Source organism: Citrobacter tructae (assembly GCF_004684345.1).
GTDB lineage: Bacteria > Pseudomonadota > Gammaproteobacteria > Enterobacterales > Enterobacteriaceae > Citrobacter > Citrobacter tructae.
Window position 1 is genome coordinate 1,925,600 of the sequence record NZ_CP038469.1, and the last position, 16,895, is coordinate 1,942,494.

Below are 16,895 nucleotides of genomic sequence, written 5' to 3' on the forward strand. Positions count from 1 at the left end.
GCACCGGAAAAATAAACTTGGTTAACTGGTGTAAATAATACCGCCTTGCGTGTAATTTTACCACTCATCCGACCACTTATTTTTTGTCTATTGATGCTTCGTTTACCCTAAAACCGTAATTAAGTTACATAAAAGTTAAATTAATACTAACCATTAGTTAAATGATGGTTTTTGTCATTTTTATACTTTTTTTACACCCCATCCGCCGATTTTTGCAAAATCTTTGCAACCAAATATCTACGCTCTGGTTATCACATTGATGTCACTGGAGGTGCACCGTGGGTGCAGGCGTGATAACCGGCATTGTGCTGGTTTTTTTATTATTAGGTTATTTGGTGTATGCCCTGATTAATGCGGAGGCGTTCTGATGGCGGCACAAGGATTTTTACTCATCGCCAGTTTCTTGCTGGTGTTATTTGTCATCGCCAGGCCGCTGGGCGCTGGGCTGGCACGGCTTATAATCAACACGCCCCTGCCTGGCCTCGCAGGTGTAGAGCGTATTCTCTGGCGCGGGTTAGGGATTTCACAACATGAGATGAACTGGAAACAGTATCTGCTGGCGATCCTGACGCTCAATGTCCTGGGTCTGCTGATACTGTTTTCGCTGCTGATGGCGCAAAATCTGCTGCCGCTGAATCCTCAGCAGCTTCCAGGGTTGTCGTGGCATCTCGCACTGAATACCGCCGTGAGCTTTGTCACCAATACAAACTGGCAGTCTTACAGTGGCGAAACCACCTTAAGCTACTTCAGCCAGATGGCCGGATTAACCGTGCAGAACTTCCTGTCTGCCGCCACCGGTATTGCGGTGATTTTTGCTCTGATCCGCGCCTTTACACGCCAGAGTATGAGCACGCTGGGGAACGCCTGGCTGGATCTGGTACGTATTACCCTGTGGATCCTGTTCCCTCTTGCTCTGCTCATCGCCCTGTTTTTCATTCAGCAAGGTGCGTTGCAAAACCTGCTGCCCTATCAATCATTCACCACCCTCGAAGGGGTCAAACAACTGCTGCCAATGGGACCCGTCGCCTCACAAGAGGCCATTAAGATGCTCGGCACTAACGGCGGCGGCTTCTTTAATGCTAACTCATCGCATCCGTTTGAAAACCCAACCGCGCTGACCAACCTGGTGCAGATGCTGGCGATCTTTTGCATTCCCACCGCCCTATGCTTTGCCTTTGGCGACGTGGTGGGCGATCGCCGTCAGGGGCGCACCCTGTTGTGGGCCATGTCGCTGATTTTTGTCATCTGTGTGGCGGTCGTGATGTGGGCGGAAGTGCAGGGGAACCCGCACCTGCTGGCGTTTGGCGCAGACAGCAGCATCAATATGGAAGGAAAAGAGAGTCGGTTTGGCGTACTGGTGAGTAGCCTGTTTGCGGTCGTCACGACAGCGGCATCCTGTGGGGCGGTCATCGCCATGCATGACTCCTTCACCGCGCTGGGCGGGATGGTGCCGATGTGGTTGATGCAGATTGGCGAAGTGGTGTTCGGCGGTGTGGGTTCTGGTTTATACGGCATGCTGCTGTTCGTACTGCTGGCAGTGTTTATAGCCGGGCTGATGATCGGCCGCACGCCGGAATATCTGGGTAAGAAGATCGACGTGCGCGAAATGAAAATGACTGCGATGGCGATCCTGGTCACCCCTGCGCTAGTGCTGCTCGGTACGGCGATAGCCATGATGAGCGATGCAGGACGCAGCGCTATGCTCAACCCCGGTCCGCACGGTTTCAGCGAAGTGCTGTACGCTGTCTCGTCTGCCGCCAACAACAACGGCAGCGCTTTTGCCGGGTTAAGCGCCAACAGTCCTTTCTGGAACTGTCTGCTGGCGTTCTGCATGTTCATTGGCCGCTTCGGCGTCATTATTCCGGTGATGGCAATTGCGGGTTCACTGGTCGGTAAAAAGAGCCAGCCAGCAAGCCCCGGCACGCTTCCTACCCACGGAGCCCTGTTTGTCGGGTTGTTGATCGGTACGGTGTTGCTGGTTGGCGCCCTTACCTTTATTCCTGCACTGGCGCTTGGTCCGGTCGCAGAATACCTCTCTTTACGTTGAGCGATGCGGAGCACATTGTTATGAGTCGCAAACAACTGGCACTGTTCGAACCTTCTCTGGTCGCACAAGCGCTGATGGACGCAATCAAAAAGTTAAGCCCACATACTCAGTGGCGCAATCCGGTGATGTTTATTGTCTGGCTGGGCAGCCTGCTGACAACCCTGCTAACCGTCGCAATGACAACCGGTCACATGACAGGAAACCCACTGTTTACCGGCGCAATTAGTCTCTGGTTATGGGTGACCGTTCTGTTCGCCAACTTTGCCGAAGCGCTAGCAGAAGGACGAAGTAAGGCTCAAGCCAACAGCCTGAAAGGGGTTAAAAAAACCGCTTTTGCCCGCAAATTGCGCGAGCCTAAGTACGGGGCAGAAATGGATCATGTTCCCGCTGAGGAGTTGCGCAAAGGCGATATCGTGCTGGTGGAAGCAGGCGATATTATCCCCTGTGACGGCGAGGTGATCGAAGGTGGCGCATCGGTGGACGAAAGCGCCATTACCGGGGAGTCCGCACCGGTTATCCGCGAGTCTGGCGGTGACTTTGCCTCTGTGACTGGCGGGACTCGCATCCTCTCCGACTGGTTGGTTGTCGAATGTAGCGTGAACCCCGGTGAAACCTTCCTTGACCGAATGATCGCTATGGTTGAAGGCGCGCAGCGGCGTAAAACGCCCAATGAAATCGCGCTGACGATCCTGCTGATTGCCCTGACCATCGTCTTTTTACTGGCGACTGCCACCCTGTGGCCGTTCTCCGCCTGGGGCGGCAACGCAGTCAGTATTACGGTGCTGGTTGCCCTGCTGGTGTGTCTGATCCCTACCACCATTGGCGGACTGCTCTCGGCGATTGGCGTAGCCGGCATGAGCCGCATGCTCGGCGCGAACGTCATCGCCACCAGCGGACGTGCGGTTGAAGCTGCGGGTGACGTGGACGTGTTGCTGCTGGATAAAACCGGCACCATTACGCTGGGTAATCGTCAGGCTTCGGATTTTATGCCCGCCCACGGCGTGGACGAAAAAACGCTGGCCGACGCCGCGCAGCTTTCATCGCTGGCCGATGAAACGCCGGAAGGCCGCAGCATCGTCATTCTGGCAAAACAACGCTTTAATCTGCGCATACGCGACGTGCAATCGCTGCATGCTACCTTTGTGCCATTTACCGCGCAAAGCCGAATGAGCGGCATCAATATCGACAACCGTATGATCCGCAAAGGGTCGGTCGATGCCATTCGTCGTCACGTCGAAGCCAACGGTGGCCACTTCCCTGCCGATGTCGAGCAGAAGGTCGAAAACGTGGCTCGTCTTGGCGCGACGCCGCTGGTGGTTGCCGAAGGTTCGCGCGTTCTGGGTGTGATTGCCTTGAAAGATATCGTCAAAGGCGGGATCAAAGAACGTTTTGCCCAGCTACGCAAAATGGGCATCAAAACGGTGATGATCACCGGCGATAACCGTCTGACCGCCGCCGCGATCGCGGCAGAGGCCGGAGTGGACGACTTTTTAGCCGAAGCGACACCGGAAGCCAAGCTGGCGCTGATTCGTCAGTACCAGGCGGAAGGTCGTCTGGTGGCGATGACCGGCGACGGCACTAATGATGCACCCGCACTGGCGCAAGCAGACGTCGCGGTCGCCATGAACTCCGGGACTCAGGCAGCGAAAGAAGCGGGCAACATGGTGGATCTCGATTCTAACCCCACCAAGCTGATTGAAGTGGTACACATTGGTAAACAGATGCTGATGACGCGCGGCTCACTCACCACTTTCAGTATTGCCAACGACGTAGCCAAATATTTTGCCATTATCCCGGCGGCGTTTGCCGCAACCTACCCGCAGCTCAATGCGCTTAACGTGATGCGCCTGCATTCGCCGGACTCGGCGATCCTCAGCGCGGTTATCTTCAATGCCCTGGTAATCGTCTTTCTGATACCACTGGCGTTGAAAGGGGTGAGCTACAAACCGTTGTCTGCCTCCGCCATGCTACGCCGCAATCTGTGGATCTACGGTCTGGGTGGCCTGGTTGTGCCGTTTATTGGCATCAAAGTGATTGATTTACTGCTGACCCTGCTGGGTCTGGTGTGAGGTTTAAGATGAGTGGATTACGTCCTGCATTATCAACATTACTTTTCCTGATGCTCATTACCGGCGGGGTTTACCCGCTGCTGACCACCGCATTGGGGCAGTGGTGGTTTCCCCATCAGGCTAACGGTTCGCTGATCCGTGAAGATCAGGTCGTTCGCGGCTCTGAGCTCATTGGGCAATACTTTACCGCTGCCGGATATTTTCAGGGACGCCCATCAGCAACGGTGGAAATGCCCTATAATCCAATGGCTTCGGGTGGCAGTAATCTGGCAGCAAGCAACCCGGAGCTGGACAAGCAATTGCAAATCCGGATTGCCGCGCTGCGTGCCGCCAACCCGCAGGCCAGCTCTGCAGTTCCGGTTGAGTTGGTTACCGCATCCGCCAGCGGGCTGGATAATAATCTGACACCGGAGGCCGTTGTCTGGCAAATCCCACGCGTTGCGCAAGCGCGTAACCTCAGCGTTGAAGAGGTTACGCAGCTCGTTGCACAATATACGCAAAAGCCGTTGGTGAGTTTTATCGGTCAGCCGATAGTGAACCTTGTGGAACTTAATTTAGCGCTGGATAGGCTCTAATGATTGATGAACCTGTACGCCCCAACCCCGATCGCCTGCTGGAACAGACTACCGTTCCACATCGCGGAAAACTGAAGATTTTCTTCGGTGCCTGCGCAGGCGTGGGTAAAACCTGGGCAATGCTGGCAGAAGCCCAGCGGCTGCGGGCGCAAGGTCTGGATGTGTTAATCGGTGTGGTAGAAACCCACGGACGCAAAGAGACCGCCGCGCTACTGGACGGTCTCGCCGTGTTGCCGCTAAAACGTCAGGCTCACCGTGGGCGACACATCAGCGAGTTCGATCTTGATGCTGCCTTAGCCCGCCGTCCAGCGCTAATATTGATGGACGAACTGGCGCACAGTAATGCGCCAGGCTCGCGCCATCCCCGCCGCTGGCAGGACATTGAAGAGCTGCTGGAAGCCGGTATTGACGTCTTTACCACCGTTAACGTGCAGCATCTGGAAAGTCTGAACGACGTGGTCAGCGGCGTGACCGGTATTCAGGTGCGCGAAACCGTCCCCGATCCCTTTTTCGATGCCGCCGATGATGTCGTGCTGGTCGATCTGCCGCCTGACGATTTACGCCAGCGTCTGAACGAAGGCAAGGTCTATATCGCCGGTCAGGCAGAGCGGGCAATCGAACATTTCTTTCGCAAAGGTAATTTGATCGCCCTGCGCGAGCTGGCCCTGCGCCGTACCGCCGACCGGGTAGACGATCAGATGCGTGCCTGGCGGGGACATCCTGGGGAGGAAAAAGTCTGGCACACCCGCGACGCTATTTTGCTGTGTATTGGACACAATACCGGCAGCGAAAAGCTGGTACGTGCCGCCGCACGTCTGGCGGCGCGTCTCGGCAGCGTGTGGCATGCTGTGTATGTCGAAACCCCGGCGCTGCATCAGCTCCCGGAAAAACAGCGCCGCGCGATCTTGAGCGCTCTGCGACTGGCGCAGGAACTAGGCGCAGAAACCGCCACCCTCTCCGATCCCGCTGAAGACAAGGCGGTTGTTCGCTACGCCCGAGAGCATAATCTGGGAAAAATTGTCCTCGGACGCCCGGCAACGCGTCGCTGGTGGCGCAGCGATTCCTTTTCCGACAAGCTGGCCCATCGCGCCCCGGACCTTGACCTGATGATTATCGCGCTGGACGAACCTCCGTCACGCCCGGCACTCCAAACTGCGGATACTCGCACCTTTAAGGATAAATGGCGTGTACAAATTCAGGGCTGTCTGGCTGCCGCCGCACTGTGCGCCGTTACCACGCTGATCGCCATGCAGTGGCTGGTTGCCTTTGATGCAGCCAACCTGGTGATGCTCTATCTGTTAGGCGTGGTGGTTATCGCCCTGTTTTATGGCCGCTGGCCCTCGGTGGTGGCGACCGTGATTAACGTCGTCAGCTTCGATCTGTTTTTTATTGCTCCGCGCGGGACGCTTGCCGTATCAGACGTCCAGTATTTGCTCACCTTTGCAGTGATGCTAACAGTCGGTCTGGTTATCGGTAATCTGACCGCCGGGGTACGTTATCAGGCGCGGGTCGCCCGCTATCGAGAACAGCGCACGCGCCATCTGTATGAGATGTCTAAAGCGCTGGCCGTAGGACGCAGCCAGACAGATATCGCCGCTACCAGCGAACAGTTTATCGCCTCCACCTTTCAGGCCCGCAGCCAGGTATTATTACCTGATGAGAAAGGTAAGCTGGCCCCCCTCACCCATCAGCAGGGCATGACGCCGTGGGATGATGCCATTGCCCAGTGGAGTTTTGATAAAGGGCAACCGGCAGGTGCTGGTACCGATACCTTACCCGGTGTGCCATATCAGATCTTGCCGTTAAAAAGCGCTGACAAAACGCACGGACTGCTGGTGGTAGAGCCGGGAAACCTGCGTCAGTTAATGATCCCGGAACAACAGCGTCTGCTGGAAACCTTTACCCTGCTGGTTGCCAGCGCGCTGGAACGCCTAACACTAACGGCCAGCGAAGAGCTGTCGCGGTTTGCCAGTGAACGAGAGCGCATTCGCAATGCCTTGCTGGCGGCCCTCTCCCATGATTTACGCACGCCGTTGACGGTGCTGTTCGGTCAGGCGGAGATTTTAACGTTGGACCTGGCCAGTGAAGGTTCCCCCCACGCCCGCCAGGCCAGCGAAATTCGCCAGCACGTGCTCAATACCACCCGGCTGGTCAATAATTTGCTGGATATGGCGCGAATTCAGTCTGGCGGCTTTAATCTTAAGAAGGAGTGGTTAACGCTGGAAGAAGTCGTGGGCAGCGCCCTGCAAATGCTCGAGCCAGGACTGGCCGCGCCGATTAACCTGTCGCTTCCAGCTCCGTTGACGCTGATCCATGTTGACGGTCCACTGTTTGAACGGGTACTGATTAACCTGCTGGAAAACGCCATCAAATACGCGGGCCCGCAGGCGAAAATTGGTATTGATGCACAGGTTGAAGGTGAGCATTTGCTATTGGATGTGTGGGATGACGGCCCCGGTATTCCGGCGGGTCAGGAGCAACTTATTTTCGACAAATTTTCCCGAGGAAATAAAGAGTCATCAGTCCCCGGCGTTGGGCTGGGGCTGGCAATTTGTCAGGCGATTGCAGACGTCCACGGCGGCACGATTTCTGCCCACAATCGCCCACAGGGAGGTGCGTGTTTCCGTGTTACACTGCCGCAGGAAGTCCCCCCTGAACTTGAAGATTTTCATGAGGATATGTGACAAACGTACTGATTGTTGAAGATGAACAGGCCATTCGCCGCTTTCTGCGCACCGCGCTGGAAGCCGATGGTCTGCGCGTTTACGAAGCAGAAACGCTGCAACGCGGTCTGCTGGAAGCAGCCACGCGAAAACCCGATCTCATCATTCTCGATCTCGGTCTGCCGGACGGTGACGGCATCGATTTTATTCGCGACCTGCGACAATGGAGCGCCATTCCAGTGATTGTGCTTTCTGCCCGCAGTGAGGAAAGCGACAAAATCGCCGCACTGGATGCCGGTGCCGATGACTATCTCAGCAAACCGTTTGGTATTGGCGAGCTGCAGGCTCGTTTACGCGTGGCATTGCGTCGCCACGCAAGCGGACAGACGCCCGAACCGGTAGTCCACTTCTCCAATATTAAAGTGGATATTGCCGCGCGGCTGGTACACCGTGGTGAAGAAGAGATTCATCTGACACCAATCGAATTTCGCCTCTTAGCAGTCCTGCTTAACAACACCGGTAAAGTGCTCACCCAACGCCAGCTGTTGAATCAGGTCTGGGGGCCGAACGCCGTCGAACATAGTCATTACCTGCGAATTTATATGGGGCACCTGCGCCAGAAGCTGGAGCAAGATCCCGCCCGCCCCCGCCATTTCATTACCGAAACCGGCATTGGTTATCGTTTTATGCCGTGAATCGTTATTCATTTATTTTGATTAAAAAATAATTATACTTTTCATCACTTTTCTGGCTGCATAATAATAATTATGCAGCCAGCCATTATGAAACCCAACTGCGCCCACCGTTCTTCCGTGCGCTGGTCGACTACGTCAACCAGGGTAACAGCGCATTTGACTGCCCGGGGCATCAGGGCGGCGAGTTTTTCCGTCGTCACCCGGCGGGCAACCAGTTTGTTGAGTACTTTGGCGAAATGCTTTTCCGCGCTGACCTGTGCAACGCGGACGTAGCAATGGGCGATCTGTTGATTCACGAAGGCGCGCCATGCATCGCCCAGCAACACGCAGCAAAAGTATTTAACGCGGATAAAACTTACTTTGTACTGAACGGTACTTCCTCTTCCAACAAGGTCGTCCTTAACGCACTGCTTACCCCTGGCGATCTGGTGCTGTTTGACCGTAATAACCACAAGTCTAACCATCACGGTGCATTATTACAGGCAGGTGCGACGCCGGTGTATCTGGAAACTGCGCGCAATCCCTACGGCTTCATCGGTGGAATCGACGCGCACTGCTTTTCAGAAAGTTATCTGCGTGAACTGTTGAGCGAGGTAGCACCACAACGTGCGCGAGATGCCCGTCCATTCCGACTGGCGGTGATTCAGTTAGGCACCTACGATGGCACCATTTATAACGCCCGTCAGGTAGTGGACAAGATTGGTCACCTATGCGACTACATCCTGTTTGACTCCGCGTGGGTGGGATACGAGCAGTTTATCCCAATGATGGCCGACTGTTCTCCGCTACTGCTGGATCTGAACGAAAACTCCCCTGGCATTCTGGTGACTCAGTCCGTTCATAAACAGCAGGCCGGTTTCTCCCAAACCTCACAGATCCACAAAAAAGACAGCCATATCAAAGGCCAGTCACGCTATGTGCCGCATAAGCGTATGAATAACGCGTTTATGATGCACGCCTCCACCAGCCCATTTTATCCGCTGTTTGCCGCCCTGGATATCAACGCCAAAATGCACGAAGGCGTCAGCGGTCGTAACATGTGGATGGATTGCGTCGTGAATGGCATCGATGCTCGCAAACTGATTCTTGATAACTGCCATCACATACGTCCATTCGTACCGGAAACGGTCGATGGTCAACCCTGGCAGTCTTACGACACATCAGAAATCGCCAGCGATCTCCGTTTCTTCCACTTTGTGCCTGGCGAACACTGGCATGCGTTCGAAGGTTACGCCGAACACCAGTATTTCGTTGACCCATGCAAACTGCTGCTCACGACTCCGGGCATTAATGCACGCAACGGTGAATACGATACCTTTGGCGTTCCAGCCACCATCCTCGCCAATTTTTTACGTGAAAACGGTGTCGTCCCAGAAAAATGCGATCTCAATTCCATTCTGTTCCTGCTGACCCCGGCAGAAGACATGGCAAAGTTACAGCAACTGATCGCCCTGCTGGTACGTTTCGAAAAACTGCTGGAGACCGATGCGCTGCTGGCGGAAGTTTTACCGTCAATTTATAAGCAGCACGAGCAACGTTATGCAGGCTACACCCTTCGTCAACTGTGCCAGGAAATGCACGATTTGTATTCCCGTCACAACGTGAAGCAACTGCAAAAAGAGATGTTCCGTAAATCACATTTCCCACGTGTCGGTATGAATCCGCAGGAGGCTAATTACGCCTACCTGCGCGGCGAAGTCGAGTTGGTTCGTCTGTCGGATGCCGAAGGCCGTATCGCGGCGGAAGGCGCGCTTCCCTACCCTCCTGGTGTGCTGTGTGTCGTACCTGGCGAAGTATGGGGCGGTTCGGTGTTGCGATATTTCAGCGCACTGGAAGAAGGCATCAACCTGCTGCCAGGTTTTGCGCCAGAACTGCAGGGCGTATACATCGAAGAACACGACGGTCGTAAACAAGTGTGGTGCTACGTCATTAAGCAAAAAGACGCGCAACACGCTCTGTTGAAAGGGGAAATGTTATGAGCAAAGCCAAATCGAATAAAATGGGCGTCGTCCAGCTCACCATCCTGACCATGGTCAATATGATGGGTTCCGGGATCATTATGCTGCCTACCAAACTGGCAGAAGTCGGGACCATCTCGATCATCTCGTGGCTGGTGACCGCTGTCGGCTCGATGGCGCTGGCGTGGGCATTCGCCAAGTGCGGAATGTTCAGCCGTAAATCCGGCGGCATGGGCGGCTACGCGGAGTATGCATTCGGCAAATCCGGCAACTTTATGGCGAACTATACCTATGGCGTATCGTTGCTCATTGCCAACGTGGCGATCGCAATTTCCGCCGTCGGTTACGGTACCGAGTTATTGGGCGCTACGCTTTCGCCGGTGCAGATTGGCCTTGCGACTATTGGCGTGCTGTGGCTGTGTACTGTCGCTAACTTTGGTGGTGCGCGCATCACCGGGCAGATCAGCAGCATCACCGTCTGGGGCGTCATTATTCCGGTTGTAGGCTTGTGCATTATCGGCTGGTTCTGGTTCAGTCCGACCCTGTACGCCAACTCCTGGAACCCACATCATGTACCGTTCTTCACGGCTGTCGGTTCCTCGATTGCTATGACGCTATGGGCATTCCTCGGTCTGGAATCCGCCTGCGCCAACGCCGAAGTGGTAGAAAATCCGGAGCGAAATGTGCCCATCGCCGTACTCGGTGGGACCCTGGGCGCGGCGGTGATTTACATCATCTCAACCAACGTCATTGCCGGTATTGTGCCAAACATGGATTTGGCCAACTCCACGGCGCCGTTCGGTCTGGCTTTCGCCCAGATGTTTACCCCGGAAGTCGGTAAAGTGATCATGGCATTGATGGTAATGTCCTGCTGCGGCTCGCTGTTGGGCTGGCAATTCACCATCGCCCAGGTCTTCAAATCGTCTGCCGACGAAGGTTATTTTCCGAAGATCTTCTCTCGTGTATCTAAAGTCGACGCGCCGGTGCAGGGGATGCTGGCTATCGTGGTCATCCAGAGCGGATTATCGCTAATGACCATCAGCCCGTCGCTGAATAGCCAGTTTAATGTGCTGGTCAATCTGGCGGTCGTGACCAATATCATTCCGTACATTCTGTCGATGGCCGCGCTGGTTATTATTCAGAAAATGGCGAACGTGAATCCATCAAAAGCCAAAATCGCTAACGCCGTTGCATTTATTGGTGCACTGTATAGCTTCTACGCGCTCTACTCTTCCGGAGAAGAAGCTATGCTGTACGGTTCGATCGTGACTTTCCTTGGCTGGACGTTATATGGTCTGGTTTCGCCGCGTTTTGAACTAAAAAATAAACACGGTTAAACAGTCAGAAGAGTAAGAAGAAATAAAGATGTTAAAAAGGAGCCTTGCGGCTCCTTTTTAATGCTGACATTTTACGCGTTTTTCAGCACTTCACTGACAATCTCTACCGCTTCTTTCTCAATCTGCTGGCGATGCTCAGCGCCAAGGAAGCTTTCGCAGTAAATTTTGTAGGCGTCTTCGGTACCGGATGGACGTGCAGCGAACCAGCCGTTGTCGGTCATCACTTTCAGACCGCCAATCGATGCGCCGTTACCTGGTGCCGCCGTCAGACGTGCGGTGATCGGGTCGCCCGCCAGGGTGCTGGCGCTTACCATTTCAGGAGACAACTTAGACAACGCCGCTTTCTGCGCAGAGGTCGCGGAAGCCTGTAAACGGTTATAGCTCGGCGCACCAAAGCGAGCTGCCAGTTCGTTGTAGTGCTCCTGCGGATTCTTACCGGTAACGGCGGTAATTTCTGCCGCCAGCAGGCACATGATGATCCCGTCTTTGTCAGTCGACCACGGCGTACCGTCAAAGCGCAGGAATGACGCGCCCGCACTCTCTTCACCGCCAAAGCCAAAGCTGCCATCAAACAGACCATCAACGAACCATTTAAAGCCAACCGGGACTTCCACCAGTTTACGGCCCAAATCATTCACCACGCGGTCAATCATCGCCGAGGACACCAGCGTTTTACCGACAGCAACATCTTTACCCCATTGCGGACGATGCTGGAACAGGTAGTTGATCGCCACCGCCAGATAGTGGTTCGGGTTCATCAGCCCTGCCGGGGTAACGATACCGTGACGGTCATAGTCCGGGTCGTTGGCAAACGCCAGATCGAATTTGTCACGCAGCGCCAACAGACCCGCCATGGCACACTCGGAGGAGCAGTCCATACGGATCGCACCGTCTTTATCCAGGTGCATAAAGCGGAAGGTCTGATCGACGTGATCATTCACGATGGTCAGGTTCAGGTTGTAGTGCTTAGCGATACGCTTCCAGTATTCAATACCAGAGCCACCCAGCGGATCGACGCCCAGCGTCAGGCCCGCTTTTTGAATCGCTGCCATATCGACGATATCTGCCAGCCCCTCTACGAACGGCTGCACAAGATCCTGTTCTTTCACGTGACCGGATGCCAGCGCGGCATCCAGCGACATACGCTTCACGCCTTTCAGGTCATCAGCTAGCAGCGCGTTGGCGCGGTCTTCCACCACTTTCGTGACGTTAGTATCTGCCGGACCACCGTTTGGCGGGTTGTATTTAATGCCACCATCTTCCGGCGGGTTGTGAGACGGCGTGATCACAATGCCATCAGCCAGCGGGCCGCCTTTTTTGTTGTGGACCAGGATAGCATTAGACACGGCAGGCGTTGGCGTAAAGCCGTTATTTTCCTGCACGATGACGTCAACACCGTTTGCCGCCAGCACTTCCAGTACAGAGATAAAAGCCGGTTCAGACAGCGCGTGGGTATCCTTGCCCACATAGCACGGGCCAGTAATCCCGTTTTTCGCACGCTCTTCAGCAATCGCCTGAGCGATAGCCAGAATATGCGGCTCGTTAAAACTATGACGGCCAGCGCTGCCGCGATGTCCGGACGTACCGAACTTGACGGCGTGCTCAGCATTCCCGGCTGTTGGTTTCAGTACATAGTACTGTGCCGTCAGTTGGGCGACGTTAATCAAATCACTCTGTTGCGCAGGTTGACCTGCACGATTGTGGATTGCCATTGCCTGGTCCTTCTAATGCAAGGATTAAATTGTTCCGCAAACCTTTTCAATCAATTCCGCAGGGAACTGCATTGACTGCATGATGTGTTCAACCATGCTGCATTTACGGCCGGTATTCGTGTTGGTGATCACCCAATACGGCGTGCCTGGCACGTGTTTCGGCTTGGTTTGATTACCATTTTTCAGCAGCGTCTGTTCATCTGCCGCAAAATAGACGCGCGTGCGGCCATGCAACGATTCCGTAGCCTCAGCGAACGCGTGTTGATCCAGTGAATAGAGTGTAGACAGCACCAGCATAAAGCGGTTCACTGCCTTTTTCTGTTCCGCATATTCATCGGAAAGCAGCAGTTCACGCACGGCGCGCACTTTATCTTTTACGGGGTTGACCGGCTTAGCTTCCACAACAGGTTGCACGGCGCGAACTTCTTTCACCACCGGTGTGGCAGGTTGTGATGCGGCGGAAAACTTCAACATACGCCGTAAAATGTCGGATGCGCTCTCGCCGATATGCTTGGTGTGGCTGGCAATATAGCTATAGAGTTCATCATCAACTTCAATCGTTTTCATCTTAATCCAGTACGGTGTCTTTGCTGAATACAAGTCGTTGGGATTGTACACCGGTAGTGTAAAGGCAAATCCCAACAGCGGATAGCGTCAAGCCCGATGGCTGGAAAAACTCGGAGTAACCGTAGTTGTTGCAGCCGTGTGGCAGAATGGTCAACATGATACCCTAACCCGCTAGCGTGAAAAAAAGAACTTTGCCATGAAATTGAATATCCGAGCGCAATCTGCACAAAACCTGCACAATAATTCTCCCATCGTCCTGGTCCATGGTCTGTTTGGCAGTCTGGACAATCTGGGCATACTGGCACGCGATCTGGTCGTCGATCACGATATCATCCAAGTTGATATGCGAAATCATGGCCTTTCTCCCCGTTCCCCCGAGATGAATTACCCGGCGATGGCGCAAGATCTGCTGGATACGTTGGATGCCCACCAAATAGAAAAAGCCACCTTTATTGGCCACTCGATGGGGGGCAAAGCCGTCATGGCACTCACCGCCCTCGCACCGGAACGGATCGATCAGCTTGTGGCTATCGATATCGCCCCGGTTGACTATCATGTCCGCCGTCACGATGAGATCTTCGCTGCAATAAATGCCGTGACGGATGCGCAAGCTGCCTCACGCCAGCAGGCGGCAAGCGTGATGCGCCAATTTCTGAAAGAAGAAGGCGTTATTCAGTTTCTGCTGAAATCCTTTGTTGACGGTGAGTGGCGCTTTAACGTCCCGGTGCTATGGGAACAGTACCCACATATTGTCGGCTGGGAAACCATTCCGGCATGGGACCACCCGGCACTGTTTATCCCCGGCGGCAACTCGCCTTACGTGAGCGAAGCGTATCGCGCCCCACTGCTGGCGCAATTTCCGCAGGCGCGGGCGCACGTTATTGCCGGAGCAGGTCATTGGGTGCATGCAGAAAAACCCGATGCCGTGCTGCGCGCCATCCGTCGTTATCTGACAGAACGCACTAACTGATTAAAAACTCAGCGTCCGCGCGCGAATACGTGCGTGGGCGTTGGCGCGCCTCCCCTGCTGATGTATGATGGCGCGCTATCCATCCGGGCAGACGCCTGGCTGATTGTTTCCCCGAAGTCACCAAGATCATGGCCAAAGAACAAACGGACCGTACGACATTAGATCTGTTCGCGCAGGAGCGTCGCCCGGGACGACCCAAAACCAATCCGCTTTCGCGTGATGAACAGTTACGTATTAATAAACGTAATCAGCTTAAACGCGACAAAGTTCGTGGGCTTAAGCGTGTCGAACTGAAACTGAACGCCGACGCCGTTGACGCGCTGAATGAACTGGCGGACGCGCGTAACATGAGTCGCAGCGAGCTCATCGAAGAGATGCTGATGAACCAACTCGCCGCATTGCATGGTCAGGCATAGTCTGAATTTCTGCTCTAAATCATAAATCGTGTAGCACAGAGTGCAGTCCAGCGTGTTTGCTGTTTCCGCATGCCTGACTGTTCTGCTATGATTGCCCTTATCCGTGGGCATTGCGCCACCACCATTTCAATAAGTTTCAAGAGGTTATTTTACTCATGGCAATCACTGGCATCTTTTTCGGCAGCGACACCGGCAATACCGAAAACATCGCAAAAATGATTCAAAAACAGCTTGGTAAAGACGTTGCCGATGTACATGACATTGCAAAAAGCAGCAAAGAAGACCTGGAAGGGTATGACATTTTGCTGCTCGGCATCCCTACCTGGTACTACGGTGAAGCGCAGTGTGACTGGGACGACTTCTTCCCGACTCTCGAAGACATTGATTTTAACGGCAAACTGGTTGCGTTGTTTGGCTGCGGCGACCAGGAAGATTACGCAGAATATTTCTGTGATGCGTTAGGTACAATTCGCGACATCATCGAACCACGTGGTGCAACTATCGTCGGCCACTGGCCAACGGCAGGTTATCACTTTGAAGCGTCCAAAGGTCTGGCGGACGACGATCACTTTGTTGGCCTGGCTATCGACGAAGATCGCCAGCCGGAGCTGACCGCTGAACGCGTAGAAAAATGGGTTAAGCAGATTTCATCCGAACTGCATCTCGACGAAATCATTAACGCCTGATTTCATGAGGCGCTGATCTTCATCGGCGCCTCATCTATAGATAAAACCAATCAAAATAATTGCTACAAATTTTTAACTTTTTCGCCTGACCCTGTACAATGGCTGGATGCCAATCGGGTATTGCACAGTGTGATTGTTGGCGATACCACGTTTTGATTAACAATATTTGCCAGAGACTTGCTGTTTTCATTTAGCCATGGCAGTTCTATAATGATACGCATTATCTCAAGTGCAATTTCTGTCACTTCTTTTAATGAAGTGAACCGTTTAGCTACAGGACAGATTCCGCATGACTGACAACAATACCGCATTAAAGAAGGCTGGCCTGAAAGTAACGCTTCCTCGTTTAAAAATTCTGGAAGTTCTTCAGGGACCGGATAACCATCACGTCAGTGCGGAAGACTTATACAAACGCCTGATCGATATGGGTGAAGAGATTGGTCTGGCGACCGTGTATCGTGTGCTGAACCAATTTGACGATGCTGGTATCGTGACCCGCCATAATTTCGAAGGGGGTAAATCCGTCTTCGAACTGACCCAGCAACATCATCACGATCACCTGATCTGCCTCGACTGTGGCAAAGTGGTCGAATTCAGTGATGACTCCATCGAAGCGCGCCAGCGTGAGATTGCGGCTAAACATGGTATTCGTCTAACCAACCATAGCCTCTATCTTTACGGCCACTGTGCTGAAGGCGATTGCCGCGAAGATGATCATGCACACGATGCCAAGTAATGTGATGCATTCTGAAAAGCCAACCTTACGGTTGGCTTTTTTTATACACATAAAAAAGACCCGCTGCATCAGCGAGTCCTTTTAGGATAACAACGGTGACGTTTTACTGAGCCGTATTCTTGCTGCGAATTTCCTGCCAGACCTTGTCGCAATCGGCCGAAACGGCCTGATCGTTGCCTGTACGCGTCGCCTGGATACACTGCTGGTAATCCAGTACCCGTACGCTTTCTTCATTGGCAAACTGCTGATGCTGTTTTTCTTTCTTCAGCACGTTTAACACGCTTTGGCAGGCCTCGATTTTCTCTGGCGATCCCTGGGCGGTGTTAATACAGGCGCTGTAGGCTTCTTTCAAACGGCTGTCTTCTTTTGGTGCAGGCGATTGCGCACAGGCCACCAGCCCGGTTGCCATAATGGCGATGAGTATCAGTTTTTTCATAGAACGGTCCTCAACGTTGCGGCAGACA

General features: G+C 53.8%; 16 protein-coding genes and 1 pseudogene. 13 read left to right on the forward strand and 4 right to left on the reverse strand.

Features of this window, described 5'->3' with window-relative positions; translation table 11 throughout:
* Positions 1 to 278: 278 nt before the first annotated feature.
* The 8 genes and pseudogenes from kdpF to potE all read left to right on the forward strand — a co-directional run bounded on the left by kdpF (position 279) and on the right by potE (position 11,344).
* A complete protein-coding gene (kdpF, locus tag E4Z61_RS10140) occupies positions 279 to 368 on the forward strand; it encodes a K(+)-transporting ATPase subunit F (RefSeq protein ID WP_023204346.1) in 90 nt (29 codons plus the stop codon).
* The gene (gene kdpA, locus E4Z61_RS10145) at positions 368 to 2,047 is read left to right on the forward strand and encodes a potassium-transporting ATPase subunit KdpA (protein WP_135322655.1); all 1,680 of its coding nucleotides are present in this window, start codon (positions 368 to 370) and stop codon (positions 2,045 to 2,047) included. The genes kdpF and kdpA overlap by 1 nt, the downstream gene beginning before the upstream one ends.
* 20 nt (positions 2,048 to 2,067) lie before the next feature.
* Positions 2,068 to 4,116: a potassium-transporting ATPase subunit KdpB gene (gene kdpB / locus E4Z61_RS10150; RefSeq protein WP_135322656.1), complete on the forward strand. Its 2,049-nt coding sequence runs from the start codon at positions 2,068 to 2,070 to the stop codon at positions 4,114 to 4,116.
* Between the two features lie 8 nt (positions 4,117 to 4,124).
* Positions 4,125 to 4,691 (forward strand): potassium-transporting ATPase subunit KdpC, encoded by a 567-nt coding sequence (gene kdpC / locus E4Z61_RS10155; protein ID WP_135322657.1) that lies wholly within the window; start codon positions 4,125 to 4,127, stop codon positions 4,689 to 4,691.
* Entirely contained in the window at positions 4,691 to 7,375 is a 2,685-nt protein-coding gene (kdpD, locus tag E4Z61_RS10160) for a two-component system sensor histidine kinase KdpD (protein ID WP_135322658.1), read from the forward strand. The genes kdpC and kdpD overlap by 1 nt, the downstream gene beginning before the upstream one ends.
* Positions 7,372 to 8,049, forward strand: a complete 678-nt coding sequence (gene kdpE, locus E4Z61_RS10165; RefSeq protein WP_135322659.1) for a two-component system response regulator KdpE — start codon at positions 7,372 to 7,374, stop codon at positions 8,047 to 8,049. The genes kdpD and kdpE overlap by 4 nt, the downstream gene beginning before the upstream one ends.
* Before the next feature lie 74 nt (positions 8,050 to 8,123).
* Positions 8,124 to 10,028, forward strand: a pseudogene (locus E4Z61_RS10170) (ornithine decarboxylase); the annotation flags it as partial.
* A complete protein-coding gene (gene potE / locus E4Z61_RS10175; RefSeq protein WP_135322660.1) occupies positions 10,025 to 11,344 on the forward strand; it encodes a putrescine-ornithine antiporter in 1,320 nt (439 codons plus the stop codon). The pseudogene E4Z61_RS10170 and the gene potE, both read left to right, overlap by 4 nt.
* A gap of 71 nt (positions 11,345 to 11,415) precedes the next feature.
* Here the strand turns inward: potE and pgm are convergent, their stop codons facing one another.
* The 3 genes from pgm to E4Z61_RS10190 are packed head-to-tail and all read right to left on the reverse strand — an operon-like array spanning position 11,416 to position 13,780.
* The gene (pgm, locus tag E4Z61_RS10180; protein ID WP_135322661.1) at positions 11,416 to 13,056 is read right to left on the reverse strand and encodes a phosphoglucomutase (alpha-D-glucose-1,6-bisphosphate-dependent); all 1,641 of its coding nucleotides are present in this window, start codon (positions 13,054 to 13,056) and stop codon (positions 11,416 to 11,418) included.
* A gap of 24 nt (positions 13,057 to 13,080) precedes the next feature.
* A complete protein-coding gene (gene seqA, locus E4Z61_RS10185; RefSeq protein ID WP_135322662.1) occupies positions 13,081 to 13,623 on the reverse strand; it encodes a replication initiation negative regulator SeqA in 543 nt (180 codons plus the stop codon).
* Between the two features lies 1 nt (position 13,624).
* Positions 13,625 to 13,780, reverse strand: a complete 156-nt coding sequence (locus tag E4Z61_RS10190; protein ID WP_167817545.1) for a hypothetical protein — start codon at positions 13,778 to 13,780, stop codon at positions 13,625 to 13,627.
* Between the two features lie 39 nt (positions 13,781 to 13,819).
* Between E4Z61_RS10190 and ybfF the strand changes: the two genes are divergently transcribed.
* From ybfF to fur, 5 genes are all read left to right on the forward strand, one after another.
* Positions 13,820 to 14,593 (forward strand): esterase, encoded by a 774-nt coding sequence (gene ybfF, locus E4Z61_RS10195; RefSeq protein WP_135322664.1) that lies wholly within the window; start codon positions 13,820 to 13,822, stop codon positions 14,591 to 14,593.
* Positions 14,594 to 14,721: 128 nt separating this feature from the next.
* The gene (gene ybfE / locus E4Z61_RS10200) at positions 14,722 to 15,009 is read left to right on the forward strand and encodes a LexA regulated protein (protein ID WP_135322665.1); all 288 of its coding nucleotides are present in this window, start codon (positions 14,722 to 14,724) and stop codon (positions 15,007 to 15,009) included.
* 155 nt (positions 15,010 to 15,164) lie between these two features.
* Positions 15,165 to 15,695 (forward strand): flavodoxin FldA, encoded by a 531-nt coding sequence (gene fldA, locus E4Z61_RS10205; RefSeq protein WP_167817546.1) that lies wholly within the window; start codon positions 15,165 to 15,167, stop codon positions 15,693 to 15,695.
* 210 nt (positions 15,696 to 15,905) lie between these two features.
* Positions 15,906 to 15,992 carry a ryhB-regulated fur leader peptide gene (locus E4Z61_RS10210; RefSeq protein ID WP_115259075.1) on the forward strand — a complete coding sequence of 29 codons (87 nt, stop codon included), beginning with the start codon at positions 15,906 to 15,908 and terminating at the stop codon, positions 15,990 to 15,992.
* Positions 15,985 to 16,431: a ferric iron uptake transcriptional regulator gene (fur, locus tag E4Z61_RS10215; protein WP_135322667.1), complete on the forward strand. Its 447-nt coding sequence runs from the start codon at positions 15,985 to 15,987 to the stop codon at positions 16,429 to 16,431. The genes E4Z61_RS10210 and fur overlap by 8 nt, the downstream gene beginning before the upstream one ends.
* A 103-nt stretch (positions 16,432 to 16,534) precedes the next feature.
* Here fur and E4Z61_RS10220 read toward each other — a convergent pair whose 3' ends face one another.
* Positions 16,535 to 16,867, reverse strand: a complete 333-nt coding sequence (locus tag E4Z61_RS10220) for a ChiQ/YbfN family lipoprotein (RefSeq protein ID WP_135322668.1) — start codon at positions 16,865 to 16,867, stop codon at positions 16,535 to 16,537.
* Positions 16,868 to 16,895: the final 28 nt, after the last annotated feature.